The organism is Streptomyces sp. NPDC001668 (genome assembly GCF_042893155.1).
Lineage (GTDB): Bacteria > Actinomycetota > Actinomycetes > Streptomycetales > Streptomycetaceae > Streptomyces.
On the sequence record NZ_JBIAUQ010000015.1, the window covers coordinates 197,423 to 212,899 of the forward strand.

General features: G+C 69.5%; 17 protein-coding genes and 1 tRNA gene. 14 read left to right on the forward strand and 4 right to left on the reverse strand.

What is annotated here, in order from left to right:
* The first annotated feature begins 69 nt into the window (after window positions 1–69).
* Entirely contained in the window at window positions 70–1,767 is a 1,698-nt protein-coding gene (locus ACFYZ8_RS35465) for a sodium:solute symporter family protein (protein WP_359035237.1), read from the forward strand.
* A gap of 20 nt (window positions 1,768–1,787) precedes the next feature.
* Window positions 1,788–2,084: a hypothetical protein gene (locus tag ACFYZ8_RS35470; protein WP_388542234.1), complete on the forward strand. Its 297-nt coding sequence runs from the start codon at window positions 1,788–1,790 to the stop codon at window positions 2,082–2,084.
* Window positions 2,085–2,460: 376 nt separating this feature from the next.
* On the opposite strand, the gene upp is transcribed toward ACFYZ8_RS35470, so the two are convergent.
* Entirely contained in the window at window positions 2,461–3,096 is a 636-nt protein-coding gene (gene upp, locus ACFYZ8_RS35475; RefSeq protein ID WP_359040610.1) for a uracil phosphoribosyltransferase, read from the reverse strand.
* A gap of 96 nt (window positions 3,097–3,192) precedes the next feature.
* Between upp and ACFYZ8_RS35480 the strand changes: the two genes are divergently transcribed.
* The 8 genes from ACFYZ8_RS35480 to ACFYZ8_RS35515 all read left to right on the forward strand — a co-directional run bounded on the left by ACFYZ8_RS35480 (window position 3,193) and on the right by ACFYZ8_RS35515 (window position 7,710).
* Window positions 3,193–3,399 carry a hypothetical protein gene (locus ACFYZ8_RS35480; protein ID WP_359040612.1) on the forward strand — a complete coding sequence of 69 codons (207 nt, stop codon included), beginning with the start codon at window positions 3,193–3,195 and terminating at the stop codon, window positions 3,397–3,399.
* Between the two features lie 335 nt (window positions 3,400–3,734).
* A complete protein-coding gene (locus ACFYZ8_RS35485; RefSeq protein WP_388540747.1) occupies window positions 3,735–4,280 on the forward strand; it encodes a hypothetical protein in 546 nt (181 codons plus the stop codon).
* A gap of 59 nt (window positions 4,281–4,339) precedes the next feature.
* Window positions 4,340–4,765, forward strand: a complete 426-nt coding sequence (gene tadA, locus ACFYZ8_RS35490) for a tRNA adenosine(34) deaminase TadA (RefSeq protein ID WP_388540728.1) — start codon at window positions 4,340–4,342, stop codon at window positions 4,763–4,765.
* A gap of 45 nt (window positions 4,766–4,810) precedes the next feature.
* Window positions 4,811–4,895 (forward strand) — tRNA-Ser (locus ACFYZ8_RS35495).
* Between the two features lie 121 nt (window positions 4,896–5,016).
* Window positions 5,017–5,193, forward strand: coding sequence for a hypothetical protein (locus tag ACFYZ8_RS35500; RefSeq protein ID WP_388540725.1), 177 nt, complete (start codon window positions 5,017–5,019; stop codon window positions 5,191–5,193).
* 12 nt (window positions 5,194–5,205) lie between these two features.
* Entirely contained in the window at window positions 5,206–5,499 is a 294-nt protein-coding gene (locus ACFYZ8_RS35505) for a Dabb family protein (RefSeq protein ID WP_007383128.1), read from the forward strand.
* Between the two features lie 144 nt (window positions 5,500–5,643).
* Window positions 5,644–6,489, forward strand: coding sequence for an RNA polymerase sigma factor SigF (locus tag ACFYZ8_RS35510; RefSeq protein WP_388540722.1), 846 nt, complete (start codon window positions 5,644–5,646; stop codon window positions 6,487–6,489).
* A 327-nt stretch (window positions 6,490–6,816) separates the two neighbouring features.
* On the forward strand, window positions 6,817–7,710 hold the full coding sequence (locus ACFYZ8_RS35515; RefSeq protein WP_359040621.1) for an RNA polymerase sigma factor SigF: 894 nt from the start codon (window positions 6,817–6,819) through the stop codon (window positions 7,708–7,710).
* A gap of 418 nt (window positions 7,711–8,128) precedes the next feature.
* On the opposite strand, the gene ACFYZ8_RS35520 is transcribed toward ACFYZ8_RS35515, so the two are convergent.
* A complete protein-coding gene (locus ACFYZ8_RS35520) occupies window positions 8,129–8,332 on the reverse strand; it encodes a hypothetical protein (protein WP_359040477.1) in 204 nt (67 codons plus the stop codon).
* Between the two features lie 194 nt (window positions 8,333–8,526).
* Between ACFYZ8_RS35520 and ACFYZ8_RS35525 the strand changes: the two genes are divergently transcribed.
* The 4 genes from ACFYZ8_RS35525 to ACFYZ8_RS35540 all read left to right on the forward strand — a co-directional run bounded on the left by ACFYZ8_RS35525 (window position 8,527) and on the right by ACFYZ8_RS35540 (window position 13,067).
* Complete coding sequence (locus tag ACFYZ8_RS35525) at window positions 8,527–9,081, forward strand: MarR family winged helix-turn-helix transcriptional regulator (RefSeq protein WP_388540719.1); 555 nt, start codon at window positions 8,527–8,529, stop codon at window positions 9,079–9,081.
* 13 nt (window positions 9,082–9,094) lie between these two features.
* Window positions 9,095–11,635 (forward strand): MFS transporter, encoded by a 2,541-nt coding sequence (locus ACFYZ8_RS35530; protein WP_388540717.1) that lies wholly within the window; start codon window positions 9,095–9,097, stop codon window positions 11,633–11,635.
* A gap of 92 nt (window positions 11,636–11,727) precedes the next feature.
* Window positions 11,728–12,540 carry a YceI family protein gene (locus ACFYZ8_RS35535; RefSeq protein WP_359040483.1) on the forward strand — a complete coding sequence of 271 codons (813 nt, stop codon included), beginning with the start codon at window positions 11,728–11,730 and terminating at the stop codon, window positions 12,538–12,540.
* A 53-nt stretch (window positions 12,541–12,593) separates the two neighbouring features.
* Entirely contained in the window at window positions 12,594–13,067 is a 474-nt protein-coding gene (locus tag ACFYZ8_RS35540; RefSeq protein ID WP_359040485.1) for a PPOX class F420-dependent oxidoreductase, read from the forward strand.
* Here the strand turns inward: ACFYZ8_RS35540 and ACFYZ8_RS35545 are convergent.
* The gene (locus tag ACFYZ8_RS35545; RefSeq protein WP_359040487.1) at window positions 13,064–13,834 is read right to left on the reverse strand and encodes a TetR/AcrR family transcriptional regulator; all 771 of its coding nucleotides are present in this window, start codon (window positions 13,832–13,834) and stop codon (window positions 13,064–13,066) included. The two genes, ACFYZ8_RS35540 and ACFYZ8_RS35545, sit on opposite strands and share 4 nt — an antisense overlap.
* Before the next feature lie 122 nt (window positions 13,835–13,956).
* Window positions 13,957–15,441, reverse strand: coding sequence for an MFS transporter (locus ACFYZ8_RS35550; protein ID WP_388540713.1), 1,485 nt, complete (start codon window positions 15,439–15,441; stop codon window positions 13,957–13,959).
* Window positions 15,442–15,477: the final 36 nt, after the last annotated feature.

The window sequence follows — 15,477 nt, forward strand, 5'->3', positions numbered from 1 at the left end:
ATAACCGCCCACCCACGTCAACATCAGAATCAAACAAAGCGCATCGGTCGAGGTGTTCAATTGCTGACTATGCAAACCCCCACAAACGGCGCAGACACCGCATATCTCGCGGCCGAGCTGAGGCTCCCCACCAACTGGCTCGACTACTCGATCCTCGGTATCTACTTCGTCGTGGTCCTGGGCATCGGCTTCGCGGCCCGCCGCTCGGTGAAGACGAGCCTGGACTTCTTCCTCTCCGGCCGCTCACTGCCGGCCTGGATCACGGGTCTCGCCTTCATCTCGGCCAACCTGGCCGCCACGGAGATCCTGGGCATGGCCGCCAACAGCGCGCAGTACGGCGCGTACACGGTCCACTGGTACTGGATCGGCGCCATCCCGGCCATGGTCTTCCTCGGCCTGGTGATGATGCCCTTCTACTACGGCAGCAAGGTGCGCTCGGTCCCCGAGATGCTGCTCCTGCGCTTCGACAAGTGGGCCCACCTGCTCAGTTCGGCGCTGTTCGCCTTCGCGGCCATCCTGATCGCCGGCGTCAACCTCTACGCCCTCGCGATCGTGGTCGAGGCCCTGCTGGGCTGGCCGCAGTGGGTGGCCATCGTCGTCGCCGGCGCCTTCGTCCTCGCCTACATCACCCTCGGCGGCCTGTCCTCCGCCATCTACAACGAGGTCCTCCAGTTCTTCGTGATCCTGGCGGCCCTGATCCCCCTGGTCGTCCTCGGCCTGAAGAAGGTGGGCGGCTGGGACGGCCTCACGGACAAGCTGACGGCCCAGCACGGCGAGAACTTCACGACCGCCTGGGGCGGCACGGGCATCGGCAGCGCCAACCCACTGGGCGCGAACTGGCTGACGATCGTCCTGGGCCTGGGCTTCGTCCTCTCCTTCGGCTACTGGACGACGAACTTCGCGGAGGTCCAGCGAGCCCTCTCGGCGAAGAACCTGAGCGCGGCCCAGCGCACCCCGCTGATCGCCGCGTACCCGAAGATCTTCATCGTCTTCCTGGTCATGATCCCGGGCCTGGTGGCGGCGGCCCTGATCCCCGGCTTCGGCACCACCAAGTCCGGCTACCAGTACAACGACGCCATCCCGTACCTGATGGAACAGCTCCTGCCGAACGGCGTCCTCGGCATCGCGGTCACCGGTCTCCTGGCGGCCTTCATGGCAGGCATGGCGGCGAACGTCTCGTCCTTCAACACGGTGTTCACGAACGACATCTGGGGCCGCTACGTCGTACGGGGCCGCGAGGACGAGTACTACGTCCGCTTCGGCCGCCTGATCACGGTGATCGGCGTCTGCGCGTCGGTCGGCACGGCCTTCCTGGCCTCTTCCTTCTCCAACATCATGAGCTACCTCCAGACCCTGTTCTCCTTCTTCAACGTGCCGATGTTCGTCGTCTTCATCGTCGGCATGTTCTGGAAGCGCGCCTCCGCGAAGTCCGGCTTCTGGGGCCTGCTCGCCGGCACGGTCGCGGCGATGGTGAACTACTTCTGGATCTACAAGCAGGGCATCATCGACATCCCCACCGACCAGGGCGCCAACTTCGTCTCCGCGATCGTGGGCTTCGTCGCCGGCGCGGTGGTCATGGTCGCCGTGTCCCTGTTCACGGCCCCCAAGCCGGCCGAGGATCTCCAGGGCCTCGTCTACGGCACGACGTCCCCCGGCATGTCCGAGCCGCCCGCCGTCGGCGACGACGCGTGGTACCGCCGGCCGGCCCTGCTGGGCTGGGGCGCGGTCGTCCTCGCGGCCGCCTGCTACATCCCGTTCTCGTTCTGATCCCGGAGGCCTGAGAAACCATGTCCGAACACGAAGTCCAGCGGGAAGTCTCCGAACTCCAGGCCAAGTCCGCGACGGCCGCCCGCATCTTCGACCTGCGCCGCATCATCGGCGGCCTGTTCGTCCTCTACGGCATCATCGTCACGATCGCCGGCATCAACCCGTCCGACTCCTCCCTCGACAAGTCCGAGGGCGTCAACATCAACCTCTGGACGGGCCTCGGGATGCTGGCGCTCGGCATCTTCTTCCTCATCTGGCTGAAGCTGAAGCCTGCGGCGCCTGTGCGGGTGGACGAGGCGGAGGGTGACGGCGCCTAAGGGGGTGCCGGGTGGGGTTGTCGGGCGGGTGCGGGTGCGTTGTGGCTGGTCGCGCAGTTCCCCGCGCCCCTAGGGAGTTGCAGTCGCCTGCGCCCCCATGGACCGTTGGTCGCGTACGGCGGGAAGGGGACGGGGTGGGGGGTGTCCGCCCGCAGCGGCCGGCGTCCGTTACCGAGCCCTGTTGGAGTGACCGAGCCGCCGGACCGAGGACGGATACCCCCCACCCCGGCCCCGACCCACCCACCGAACAGAACGCGCTACACCAGCCCCCACCGGAGCCGAACCGGCCGCCGCAGGCATTTAGGGGCGCGGGGAACTGCGCAAAAACACCCGCCCCCACCGAACCCGCACCCGAACCCGCACACTCACGAACGACCTACTCAGCCGACCCGTACAGACGATCCCCCGCGTCACCGAGCCCCGGCACGATGTAGCCGTGTTCGTTCAGGTGGTCGTCGACCGCCGCGGTCACCACCGTCACCGGCGTCCCCGCGAGCTCACGCTCCATGATCTCCACACCCTCCGGCGCGGCCAGCAACACCACCGCCGTCACATCGTCCGCACCCCGCTTGATCAGCTCACGGATCGCCGCCACCAGCGTCCCCCCGGTCGCGAGCATCGGGTCGAGGACGTACACCTGCCGCCCGGAGAGGTCCTCCGGCATACGCGCCGCGTACGTCGTGGCCTGCAGCGTCTCCTCGTTGCGGATCATGCCGAGGAACCCCACCTCGGCGCTCGGCAGCAAACGGACCATGCCGTCGAGCATGCCGAGCCCGGCACGGAGGATCGGCACGACCAGCGGGCGGGGATACGACAGCTTCACCCCGGTCGTGGGGGCGACCGGGGTCCGGATGTCGACCGCCTCGGTGCGCACGTCGCGCGTGGCCTCGTAGGCGAGCAGGGTGACCAGCTCGTCGGCGAGTCGACGGAAGGTCGCGGAGTCGGTGCGCTGGTCGCGCAGCGTGGTGAGTTTGTGGGCGACCAGCGGGTGGTCGACGACGTGGAGACGCATGTCCACAACAGTAACCGGGTCCACCGCCCCCCTCGCGCTGGCGTCAAACCGCCCGACCGGGGGAAAGTGGGAGGGACGGACTGGGGTGGTGAACCAATGCCTGACCTGCCTGAGAACAAACCGTCGCACGAACCGACGCACGAACCGTCGTCACAGGAGACCGACGCCGAGCGCCGACGCCGACGCGCGCAGTTCCTGCGCGATCTCGCCGAAGCCAGAGAACTGCGGGACCGGGTGCAGCCACGCCGTGCGAAGGTGGCCCGGCTGCGGCACGCGATGCGCATGCGGACCTTCCGCTGGTAAGGAAGATCACGTGTCCCGAGGCACCCGGTGGAGCACCCGGCGGAGCACTCGGCGGAGCACCCGAGGTGCCCTGAACAGGTGGCCGTGCGTGGGCCCTTGGAAAAGCCGCGTACGATCCCGCTCGTGGCGGCGACGAGTGCGCTGGTGAGTCCTTCACCGACGTGCCGACGCGCGTGCGATCAAAACCACCGGACACAGGGTGCCGAAGACGTCCCCTGAACGCCTTGTTTCTGCCACGATTCCGAGTGGGTGGGGCTCGGAGCCGAGCTCTCCCCGCCCAGCCTCCGCCGGGGGGACCCCCAACCGGCACGCCTATGACCAGTGGGAGAGTCACGGTGTACTTCGCCGCACTGCTCGCGCGCACCGAAGACGGGTGGGAAGCGAGCGACACAGAGCTCCTCGACAATGTGGAGACGCTGTCGGATCTGGCCGACCTCGCCCGGGAAGCCGCGGCCGAGGACGACACGGTGCTCGTGCTGATCGAGCAGGAGGACGCCTGGTTCGGCGTCGTCCGCATCGACGGCGAGGAGGACCCTCGTATCTACGTCTCGGACGCGGCCGCCGCCGCCCGCAGCTCGTACGGCGAGATCCTGCTCACCGACGAACTGCTCGGAAGGGAGCCAGGCGACGACGGCCCCGACCTCGACGCCCTCGACCTCGACGGCACCGAGGACGGTGACGACGAGGGAGAGGACGAGGACGACGACACCGCGGTGGCGGGCGGCTCCAAGGAGGCCGTGCCGCACGGCCCGGTCGGTGACTCGCAGGTCCTGGACGACCTGGGCGTCAGCGAGAAGGAGCTGAAGTCCCTGTCGGAGGACGCCCTCACCGCGATCGCCGAGACCTTGGGCGCCTCGGAGGTCCTGGAGACCGTCCGCTGACCGCAGAGACCGAGGAAGAAGGCCCGCCCGACCCGGTACGCGACCGCTGGCGGGCCGCGATGCGGCTCGCCCTGGACGAGGCCGGCAGGGCGGGCGCGGACGTGCCGGTGGGTGCCGTCGTACTGTCCCCGGACGGTACGACCGTGCTCGCGGCCGGCCACAACGAACGCGAGGCGGTCGGCGACCCGACCGCGCATGCGGAGGTCCTGGCGATCCGCAGGGCCGCCGCCGCGCTCGGCGAGTGGCGGCTGACCGGCTGCACCCTCGTCGTCACCCTGGAGCCCTGCACGATGTGCGCGGGCGCGATCGTGCAGTCCCGGGTGGACCGGGTCGTCTACGGCGCCCGGGACGAGAAGGCGGGCGCGGCCGGCTCCCTGTGGGACGTGGTCCGCGACCGGCGCCTCAACCACCGGCCCGAGGTGATCGAGGACGTCCTCGCGGACGAGTGCGCGAGCCTGCTCACGCACTTCTTCCGGGACCGCTGATTACCGATTTCAAACCACGCCCCACCGTGCTGTAAGGTCTCCCTCGGTAGCGTGTCCGAGCGGCCGAAGGAGCTCGCCTCGAAAGCGAGTGTGGCGCAAGTCACCGAGGGTTCAAATCCCTCCGCTACCGCTTGAGAAGGGCCCTGTCGAGAGACGGGGCCCTTCGTGCGTGCTGATCACCCCGGTTACACTCGCGGCCCAGAAGCAACAGGAACACCCAACAGGGAACACCAGTAGCGGGGGAGGCCGCGGTGGCGGTGAACGGTAAGAAGATCGCCGTCTATTTGGTCGTGGTCTTCGTCCTGTACGTGATCATCACGGACCCGGCCAAGGCCGCCGACTACGTGGAGATAGGGTTCCAAGGCATATCGGACGCCGCCAAGGCCGTGGGCGACTTCTTCACATGGCTGGCCGACGGCGCGCACTAGCTGGGAGCGCAGATGATCCGCCACCTCGTCCTCTTCAAGCTCAACGAGGGTGTCGAGCGCGACGACCCGCGCGTCGTGGAGGGTGTCGAGGCCTTCCGCGCACTGGAGGGCAAGATCCCCGAGATCCGCTTCTGGGAGCTGGGCTGGAACCTCAGCGACCGCCCCATCGCCTACGACTTCGCCATCAACTCCGGGTTCGAGGACGTGACCGCGCTGCGGACCTACGTCGAGCACCCGGAACACCAGGCGGGCGTGGCGCTGTGGAAGGAGTTCGCCACTTGGGTGATCGCGGACTACGCGTACTGAACACGAGTGCTTTGAAGCCTCTCGCCGGGAACGGCGGGAGGCTTTTCTGCGTCTTTCAGCCCCACTTGCCCCTCAACACGGCGTAACCCAACGTTATGCGGTGCTTGCACACAGTGCACATGTCTTGTGATGCTATGACCGCTTTTGACGGATGAGTTGACCAACGAAGAGGTGGCGTTGACCGTGTCGGCCAGTACCGCGCCTCCCCAGGAGGCCCCTCCACGCAGCCGCGGCGCCGACACCCGGGCGCTCACCCAGGTGCTCTTCGGCCAGTTGAAGGGGCTCCAGCCGGGCACGCCCGAGCACAACCGGGTGCGGGCGGCGCTCATCGAGGCCAACCTCCCGCTCGTGCGCTACGCGGCCGCCCGTTTCCGCTCCCGCAACGAGCCGATGGAGGACGTGATCCAGGTCGGCACGATCGGGCTCATCAACGCCATCGACCGCTTCGACCCGGACCGGGGCGTGCAGTTCCCGACCTTCGCGATGCCGACCGTCGTCGGCGAGATCAAGCGCTACTTCCGCGACAACGTCCGCACGGTCCACGTACCGCGCCGGCTGCACGAGTTGTGGGTGCAGGTCAACGGCGCGACCGAGGACCTGACGACCGCCTTCGGACGCACCCCCACGACCTCCGAGATCGCCGAGCGGCTGCGCATCACCGAGGACGAGGTGCTGTCCTGCATCGAGGCCGGGCGGTCGTACCACGCCACCTCACTGGAGGCGGCCCAGGAGGGCGACGGACTGCCGGGCCTGCTCGACCGGCTCGGCTACGAGGACCCCGCGCTGGACGGCGTGGAACACCGCGACCTGGTCCGCCATCTGCTGGTCCAACTCCCCGAGCGGGAGCAGAGAATCCTTCTCCTGCGCTACTACAGCAATCTCACCCAGTCGCAAATCAGCGCGGAACTCGGGGTCTCACAGATGCACGTTTCGAGGCTACTCGCGCGTAGCTTCCAGCGGCTTCGGTCCGCGAATCGGATCGACGCATAGTTCGCGCCGGATAGCGGATGCATAAGGGGCGCACGGTCGCACGGTCCGTAACGCCGCAGTTCGCAAGCACTGTCGAGGCGTAACCGGCGCGAGCGAATCGCTCACCAGCGCCGTTCCCGACCCTTCTGTGCCGAAAAACCGTCAGACCCCCTTTATCCAGGGCGGATTAGAGTCTCACATGTCGACATGTCACTACAGCGTGTTGCCGACATGTGACATTCTGCCGGAAGCGCGTTTGCCGAGGCTTCGGCGCCGGTATTCAGGTGAAGGCTGACGTTCCACCACGGGGCGTTCGCCGCGACCGTCCCGCGACCCAAAGGGGGTGGCATGTCCGCAGATCTGGGCAGCTCCAAGGTGCTCACGCTCACCAAGAGCGAGACTGAGCCCGCACTCGACGACGTCACGGCCGTCGAGGCCGCGCCGGCCCCGGCGCTCCCGGCTCCCCCGGTGGTGTCCGGAGCCATCGACACCCGCACCCTGTCCCGCTCCCTCTTCCTGCGGCTCGCCGCACTCGACGAGAACAGCCCCGAGCGCGCGTACGTCCGGGACACCCTCATCGAGCTCAACCTCCCGCTGGTGCGCTACGCGGCGGCGCGTTTCCGCTCGCGCAACGAGCCGATGGAGGACATCGTCCAGGTCGGCACCATCGGCCTGATCAAGGCGATCGACCGCTTCGACTGCGAACGCGGCGTGGAGTTCCCGACCTTCGCGATGCCGACGGTCGTGGGCGAGATCAAGCGGTTCTTCCGCGACACGTCGTGGTCCGTCCGCGTCCCGCGCCGCCTCCAGGAGCTGCGCCTGGCCCTCACCAAGGCCAGCGACGAGCTCTCCCAGAAGCTGGACCGCTCTCCGACGGTCGCCGAACTCGCCTCCGTGCTGGGCGTGTCCGAGGAGGACGTCGTCGACGGCCTCGCGGTCGGCAACGCGTACACGGCCTCCTCGCTCGACTCCCCGGCCCCCGAGGACGACGGTGGCGAGGGCTCCCTCGCGGACCGCCTCGGCTACGAGGACACGGCCCTCGAGGGCGTCGAGTACCGGGAGTCCCTCAAGCCGCTCCTGGCCAAACTCCCGCCCCGCGAGCGCCAGATCATCATGCTGCGCTTCTTCGCCAACATGACCCAGTCACAGATCGGCGAGGAGGTCGGCATCTCCCAGATGCACGTCTCCCGCCTCCTGACCCGAACCCTGGCCCAGCTCCGCGAGGGCCTCATCTCGGACTGAGCCGCTGCGCTGGGCTTGGGCAGGGCGCCTATGGGGGTGCCGGGTGCGGTGGTCGGGCGGGTGCGGGTGTGTGGGGGCTGGTCGCGCAGTTCCCCGCGCCCCTGGGGGGTTGCAGTTGGCCTGCGCCACGACGGACCGTTCTCTACGCCTCGCGCGCCCCCGCGGGCCGTTGGCCGCGTACGGCGGGCAGGGGACGGGGTGGGGGGTGTCCGCCCGCAGCGGCCGGCGTCCGTCACCGAGCCCTGTTGAAGTCACCGAGCCGCCGGACCGAGGACGGATACCCCCCACCCCGGCCCCGACCCACAACCCACCGCACGCGCTACACAAGCCCCCACCGGACCCGCAGCTGCGCCGCAGGCACTCAGGGGCGCGGGGAACTGCGCACAACGCCCGCCCCCACCGAACCCGCGCGCAACGACTACTTCAGCGCCAGCCAAGCCACCGCCGCCACAATCACCACCGCGACGATCACCCCGATGATCACCCCGACACGCGCCCCACCCGACGCCGCCGGCGCAGTCGGCTGTCGGCGGGCCTGCGGGCCCTCGTCGACGAACGCGCGGAACATCTGGGTGCTGCCGGCGGGGTCGTAGTTGCCCTGGGGGCCCTGGTTGTCAGCCATGCCCAGAGACCCTAGCGAATCAGCGGGTCGGGCCCAAGTGCGGGGCTCACAGAGACCCCGCAGCCCCCACCCGCAGGTTTACGTTCGTAATACTTGCCTTTGCCAAGTTTTTATGCCGCACCCACCCCGTTTTATTTGCCTGTAGCAACCAAGCACGCCTATGGTTGCCCTAAGCAACGAACACGGGAGGTGTGATGGCCGCCGAGCAGGCGCGATACGAAGAGCTGATACGCCAGTTCAGCGCCTTCGGAGCCGTGAAGAGGGAGATCGGACGGATGATGCCGTCCGAGTGCCCCTCCGGCTCCGCCACCGTACTGACCCTGCTCGGGCGCTACGGAGACATGCGCATCAGCAAGCTCTCCGAACTGCTCGCCGTGGACATGTCGGTCACCAGCCGCCACGTGGCACACGTCGTCGAGCGCGGCTGGATCGAACGCTCCCCCGACCCCGCCGACAAACGCTCCCGCATCCTGCGTCTGACGCCGGCCGGCCAGTCGCTCCTGGTCCAGTTGTCCCAGCGGACCTGCCACATGCTCGCCGAGCGCCTCAGCGACTGGAGCGACGACGAGGTGGCCCAGCTGACCGAGCTGATGGCCCGCCTGCGGGCGAGCTTCGACGACACCCGCACCCACGCCGCCCACGGCGACCCCCGCGACCACGGCCCCGAACCCCGGCCCCCCGCACTCGCATCCGCACCCGCACCCCCCGTACTCGAACAGACCACCCGTACACCCGCGATCACCAAGTAAGAGAAGGAAGCCCATGGCAACGACCACACCAGCCGGTGTGCGGGCTCACGCCAAGCACGGGGGAGGCTCCGCGGAGTACGCCCCGATGACGCACCGGCAGATCATGGAGGCCATCTCCGGCCTGCTGCTCGGCATGTTCGTGGCGATCCTGTCGTCCACGATCGTCACCAACGCCCTCCCGCACATCATCAGCGACCTCGGCGGCGGCCAGTCCGCCTACACCTGGGTCGTCACCGCCTCGCTGCTGGCGATGACCGCGACCACCCCCCTGTGGGGCAAGCTCGCGGACCTGTACAGCAAGAAGGCGCTCGTCCAGATAGCCCTGGTCATCTACGTCCTGGGCTCCGCGGCGGCGGGTCTGTCGCACAACTCCGGCATGCTCATCGCCTGCCGTGTCGTCCAGGGCATCGGCGTCGGCGGTCTGTCCGCCCTCGCGCAGATCGTCATGGCCGCGATGATCTCCCCGCGTGAGCGGGGCCGTTACTCCGGCTACCTCGGCGCCACCTTCGCCGTGGCCACCGTCGGCGGCCCGCTGCTCGGCGGTGTCATCACCGACACCAGCTGGCTGGGCTGGCGCTGGTGCTTCTACGTCGGCGTCCCCTTCGCCGTCATCGCGCTGATCGTGCTCCAGAAGACCCTGCACCTGCCCACCGTGAAGCGGGACGTCAAGGTCGACTGGGCCGGCGCCACCTTCGTCGCGGCCGCCGTGTCGCTGCTGCTGGTCTGGGTCACCTTCGCCGGCGACAAGTACGACTGGGTGTCGTGGCAGACCTACACCATGGTCGGCGGTTCGATCGTGCTCGGTCTGCTGTTCGTGCTGATCGAGTCCAAGGCGACCGAGCCGATCATCCCGCTGCGGCTGTTCCGCAACCGCACCATCACGCTCGCGTCGCTGGCCTCGCTGTTCGTCGGTGTCGCGATGTTCACCGGCACGGTCTTCTTCAGCCAGTACTTCCAGCTGGCCCGCGACAAGTCCCCGACGATGTCCGGGGTCATGACCATCCCGATGATCGGCGGGCTCTTCATCTCCTCGACCGTCTCCGGGCAGTTCATCACCCGCACCGGACGCTGGAAGGCGTGGCTGGTCAGCGGTGGTGTGCTGGTGACGGCGGGCCTCGGCCTGCTGGGCACCATCCGGTACGACACGGCGTACTGGAAGATGTCGATCTTCATGGCGCTGCTGGGTCTCGGCATCGGCATGATGATGCAGAACCTGGTGCTGTGCACGCAGAACCAGGTCGAGCCGAGCGACCTCGGCGCGGCCAGCTCCACGGTCACCTTCTTCCGTTCCCTCGGTGGTGCGGTCGGCGTCTCCGCGCTCGGCGCGGTCATGTCCCACCGGATCACGCACTACGTCACGGACGGCGTCGCCGCCCTCGACCCCAAGTACCAGGCCGCGCTGTCCGGTTCCGGCTCGTCCACCGACAGCATCCCGGACCTGAGCAAGCTCCCGGCCCCGGTGCGCACGCTCATGGAGAGCGCCTACGGCCACGGCATCGCCGATGTGTTCCTGATCGCCGGCGCCCTCGCGGCCGTCGCGTTCCTGATCACCCTGTTCATCAAGGAGGTCCCGCTGAAGACCAAGGGCGCGCTGGCACAGGCCGCGGCGGAGGCGTCGCCGGCCGAGGCCCCCGCGGAGACCGCGGCTCCCGCGGAGGCGGCTGAGGCCCCGGCTGCCGGGCACACCCCGAGCTGGGCCACCACCTCCGACACCGAGACCGCCCCCGAGGGCACGCAGCGGCTGTCCGCCGTGGCCACCCTCGCCCGTCCGGAGGCGTCCGGTGAGGGCTCCGGCGGCATCCCGGTCCGCGGCTTCGTCCGCGGCAACGAGAGCGCCCCGGTCCCGCAGGCCGCCGTCACGCTGATCTCGCTCACGGGACGGCAGCTGGGCCGGTCGGTCACCCAGGCCGACGGTTCCTACGCCGTCGAGGCGCCGAGCGTCGGGTCGTACGTCCTGATCGCCTCCGCGGACGGCTTCCAGCCGCAGGCGTCCACGGTGCTCGTCAACGGCGAGCCGGTGGCGTACGACATCCTCCTCAGCGGCACCAGCGGGCTGAACGGGCTCGTGCGGGCCGCGCAGAACGGGGAGCCGGTCAAGGACGCCATGGTGATCGTCACCGACGTGCGCGGCGATCTGCTGGCCACCGGGACCACCGGTGAGCAGGGCGAGTTCGCCTTCGGCGAGCTGGTCCCGGGTGCCGTGACCGTCGCGGTCAACGCCGCCGGGTTCCGGCCGCGCGCCCTGCCCGTCGAGGTCGGCGGCACCGGCGTCACCCGGATCGAGGTCGACCTCGACTCCGGCGCCCGCCTCCAGGGTGTCGTACGGGCGCCGCACGGTCCGCTGGCCGACGCGCGGGTCACCCTCGTGGACGCGGCCGGCAACGTGGTCGGCACCGCCACCACCGGGACGGACGGGGCGTACGCCTTCACCGACCTGGACGGCGGCGAGTACACGGTCATCGCCACGGGCTACCCGCCGCAGGCGACGGCCCTGACGGTGAACGGCCCCGGCGTCGACGACCACGACATCGAACTCGCCCACCCCGGCGAGTAGTTCACCCGCTCCGGCCCGTGGCGGGCAGCGCGCTCCAAGCGGAGGTGCGCGCCCGCCACGGGCCGGTCTTCTTCTTCGAGGAGTTACGTGAAATGGGACTGAGCGCGAGGATCCGGACCCGCGACGGATGGGCCGTGTCGCACGCGGTCGTCACGGTGACCGACATGACCGGCACGCAGGTGCTGCGCGCGGAGGCGGACGAGGAGGGCGCCGTACGGGACCGGACTCCGCTGGAGCCGGGGCCGTACACCGTCATCGTCACCGCCGTCGGCTACGCGCCCGCCGCCTCCAGCGCGATCGTCACCGCGAGCGGCCGGGCCGAGGTCGGCACGGTCACGCTGGCCCGCATCGGCGGGACGGAACTCCCGCCGCCTGGCCCCTGGACCGTGGACCCGGCCCACTCCAGTGTGGGCGCGGTCGCCCAGCACCTGGGCATCTCCAGCGTGCACGGCCGTTTCACCGACTTCACGGCGGCGATCGAGGTCGCCCCGGACGACGTGACCAAGTCCCGGGTGGAGGCGGTCATCCGGGCGGCCTCCATCGACACGGGGAACGCCATGCGCGACGAGCACCTGAGGTCGGCGGACTTCCTGGACGTCGAGCGGTACCCCGAGATCACCTACCGGTCGACGGGGCTGACGGTGACCGGTACGGATCGCTGGACGGTGCGTGGGGAACTGGCGATGCGGGGTGTCGTACGACCCGTGGACCTGGACCTGTCCTACCTGGGCACCGGCGCCGACCCCTGGGGCGGCACCCGCGCGGCCTTCCGGGCGACGACCCAGCTGCGGCGGGAGGACTTCGCCATGAACTACAACCAGGTCGTGCAGGCGGGGATCGCGGCGATCGGTACGACGCTGAAGGTCGAGCTCGATGTGCAGGCGGTGCAGGGGGAGTCGCACTGAAGCGGATCTCCCATCAGGGCAGGCGTCGCCCGCCCCGGCACTAGGCTGATTCCATGGCACCGAACATCGCGACCAACAAGTCCGTCTCCCTGGACGAGCTGCTGGACTTCGTACGGCCCCGGCACCGGGCGATCCTGCTGACGCGGCGGGCGGACGGGTCTCCGCAGGCCTCGCCGTTGACCTGCGGGGTGGACGACTCCGGGCGGATCGTCGTCTCCACGTACCCCGAGCGGGCGAAGACACGGAACGCCAAGCGGGACCCCCGGGTCAGCGTGATCGTGCTGAGCGACGACTGGAACGGGCCGTGGGTGCAGGTCGACGGGACGGCGGAGGTCATCGACTCGCCGGAGTCGGTGGAGCCGTTGGTGGAGTACTTCCGGAACATCTCCGGGGAGCACCCCGACTGGGACGAGTACCGGGCGGCGATGGTGAAGCAGGGGAAGTCGATCATCCGGGTCACCCCGGAGCGGTGGGGGCCGGTGGCCACCGGCGGTTTCCCCGCGCGGCTGGCTTCGCCGGACGCCTAGGCGCTGGAAGTCGCCTGCACCATCGTTTCGATGCCTGCCACCAGGAGGTCCAGGGCGAACGTGAAGTCCCTGTCCCTCATCTCCTCCACCGTGTCGCCGCCCCGCGCCGTCATGATCTCCTCGTTCTCCTTGAGGATCTCGGCGGCGTCGGGGGCCTGGGCGGCGGCTGTCATGGCGTGGCGGAAGTACGCGTCCTGGGTCATGCCGGCCTGCGCGGAGCGGGTCATGAAGTGGCCCTCGATGGTGCCGAAGCCGTAGACGAACTGGAAGACGGCGGAGATCGCGCCGGTGATGCCGTGGGCGGGCAGGCCGGTCTTGCGGACGACCCGGTGCACGATCCGGGACAGGGCCAGGGAGTTGGGGCCGATGTTGAGGAAGGTGCCGGCCAGCGGTGAGACCCAGGGGTGCCGGACCAGCAGACTCCGGTACTCCCCGGCCACCGCGCGCAGTTGGTCCCGCCAGTCCTCGTCGGCGCCCGGGTCGGGCAGCTCCAGCTCGCCGAAGGCCGCGTCCAGGGCGAGTTCGAGGAGGTCGTCCTTGGTGTCGACGTACCAGTAGACGGACATCGCGGTCACGTTCAGCTCGGCGGCCAGCCGCCGCATCGAGAACTTGGCCAGCCCCTCCGCGTCGAGCAGCCGTACGGTGACCTCGGTGATCCGGTCCCGGTCCAGCCCGGACGGCTGCCCGCCCCCACGCCCGCCCCGGCGCACCTTGCCCTCCAGCCAGACACTGGTCCGGCCTTGGGCCTTCTGGCCTGCGTTAGCCATGGCGCACCTTTCAGAAACGTCCGTTCACTGTCAAAGATGCCAGGCCCCGCAGGGTTGCGGGGAACTGCGCGAGAGACCACGACGAGCCCGCACCCGCCGACGAGCGGGAAGCCTCCACCCCCTCAGGCGGCTTTCCCCCGTTCAGCCCGCCGCAACAACACCCCCGCCACCACCCCACCCAGCAACACAGCCACCGCCCCCACCATCTGACTGCTCTCCAGGCCGGAGGCGAACGCGTCCGTGATCCGCGCCCGCTCCGACACCGATCCCGCCTCCGCCAGCGCCCCCGGCAGGGACACCGCGGCCACCGAAATCCCCGCCGCGAACCGCGCGTTGAGCATCGCGCCGAGGACCGCGACCCCCAGCCCCTGCCCGAACTCCGCCACCGTGCCGTTGATCCCCGCGCCGACCCCGGCCTTCTCCGGCGGGATCGCGCTCATGATCGCGTGTGCCATCGCCGGACTGGCGACCGCCGCCCCCGTGCCGATGAGCACCAGCCCGAGGAGCGTGCCCGGATAGCCGTGGTCGGTCAGCGTGGCGATGGAGAGGAGGCCCGCCGCCATCACCGCCATGCCGAGGCCGATGGAGAGCGGCGTCCCGAGCCTCGTCGACCACTTCGCCGACAGGCCCGTGAAGTTGAGGGCGACGATCATCAGCGCGAGCGGTGCCGTCCGCAGCCCCGCCTCCAGGGGGCCGTATCCGAGGACGAACTGCATGTGCTGGGTGAGCAGGAAGAGCGAGCCGCCCATGCCGAAGGTGATCAGGACCGCCCCGGCCACCGCTCCCGTGAAGCGGCGGTCGCGGAAGAAGTGCGTGTCCAGCATGGGATGGGGGATCCGGTTCTCCCAGTACGCGAACCCGGCGAGGACCACGGCCGCGACGGCCGCCGGCGCCAGCACCCGGCCGGACGTCCAGCCGTGCTCGGGGCCGGAGATGATCGCGTACACCAGGGAGGCCATGCCGATGGTGGACAGCAGGGCGCCGAGCAGGTCGGGGCGGTCGCCGCGTGGGTTCTTGGACTCGGGGACCAGGATCACGACCGCGACCAGGGCGAGCGCGGCGACCGGCAGGTTGATCAGGAAGATGGCGCCCCACCAGAAGTGGTTCAGCATGAAGCCGCCGAGGAGGGGGCCGGTCGCGAAGCCGAGCGAGTTCACCGCGGCCCAGATGCCGATGGCCCTTGGCTGCTCCTCGGGCGCGAAGATCTGCATCGCCACGGCGAGCGTGGTGGTCATCAGCAGCGCGCCGCCCACGCCCATCCCGGCCCGCGCCGCGATCAGTTGAGCGGTGGAGTCGGCGAGACCCGCGACCAGTGAACCGACGCCGAACAGCACCAGCCCCGCGGCCAGCATCTTCTTGCGGCCGTAGCGGTCGGCGGCGCTGCCCGCGGTGAGCAGGAGACCGGACTGCACCAGGGAGTACGCGTTGATCATCCACTGGATGTCGGCGGTGGCGGCTCCCAGTTCGCTGGTGAGGGAGGGGATCGCCACGTTCAGGATCGTGTTGTCGAGCAGCACGGTCAGCTGCGCCAGACAGATGACGCCGAGTATCAGCCAGCGCTGGGGATGGCCCTGGGAGACGGTGACGGTGGCGGCGGGGGCGGTCATGCTGTACACCGTAGAACAGTTCCTATACGCCGTACA

Bases quoted from the DNA above. Each gene is read 5' to 3' on its own strand.
- ACFYZ8_RS35465 (WP_359035237.1), top strand. From the start codon at position 70: ATGCAAACCCCCACAAACGGCGCAGACACCGCATATCTCGCGGCCGAG.
- ACFYZ8_RS35470 (WP_388542234.1), top strand. From the start codon at position 1,788: ATGTCCGAACACGAAGTCCAGCGGGAAGTCTCCGAACTCCAGGCCAAG.
- upp (WP_359040610.1), bottom strand. From the start codon at position 3,096: ATGCGTCTCCACGTCGTCGACCACCCGCTGGTCGCCCACAAACTCACC.
- ACFYZ8_RS35480 (WP_359040612.1), top strand. From the start codon at position 3,193: ATGCCTGACCTGCCTGAGAACAAACCGTCGCACGAACCGACGCACGAA.
- tadA (WP_388540728.1), top strand. From the start codon at position 4,340: ATGCGGCTCGCCCTGGACGAGGCCGGCAGGGCGGGCGCGGACGTGCCG.
- ACFYZ8_RS35505 (WP_007383128.1), top strand. From the start codon at position 5,206: ATGATCCGCCACCTCGTCCTCTTCAAGCTCAACGAGGGTGTCGAGCGC.
- ACFYZ8_RS35515 (WP_359040621.1), top strand. From the start codon at position 6,817: ATGTCCGCAGATCTGGGCAGCTCCAAGGTGCTCACGCTCACCAAGAGC.
- ACFYZ8_RS35520 (WP_359040477.1), bottom strand. From the start codon at position 8,332: ATGGCTGACAACCAGGGCCCCCAGGGCAACTACGACCCCGCCGGCAGC.
- ACFYZ8_RS35525 (WP_388540719.1), top strand. From the start codon at position 8,527: ATGGCCGCCGAGCAGGCGCGATACGAAGAGCTGATACGCCAGTTCAGC.
- ACFYZ8_RS35530 (WP_388540717.1), top strand. From the start codon at position 9,095: ATGGCAACGACCACACCAGCCGGTGTGCGGGCTCACGCCAAGCACGGG.
- ACFYZ8_RS35535 (WP_359040483.1), top strand. From the start codon at position 11,728: ATGGGACTGAGCGCGAGGATCCGGACCCGCGACGGATGGGCCGTGTCG.
- ACFYZ8_RS35540 (WP_359040485.1), top strand. From the start codon at position 12,594: ATGGCACCGAACATCGCGACCAACAAGTCCGTCTCCCTGGACGAGCTG.
- ACFYZ8_RS35545 (WP_359040487.1), bottom strand. From the start codon at position 13,834: ATGGCTAACGCAGGCCAGAAGGCCCAAGGCCGGACCAGTGTCTGGCTG.
- ACFYZ8_RS35550 (WP_388540713.1), bottom strand. From the start codon at position 15,441: ATGACCGCCCCCGCCGCCACCGTCACCGTCTCCCAGGGCCATCCCCAG.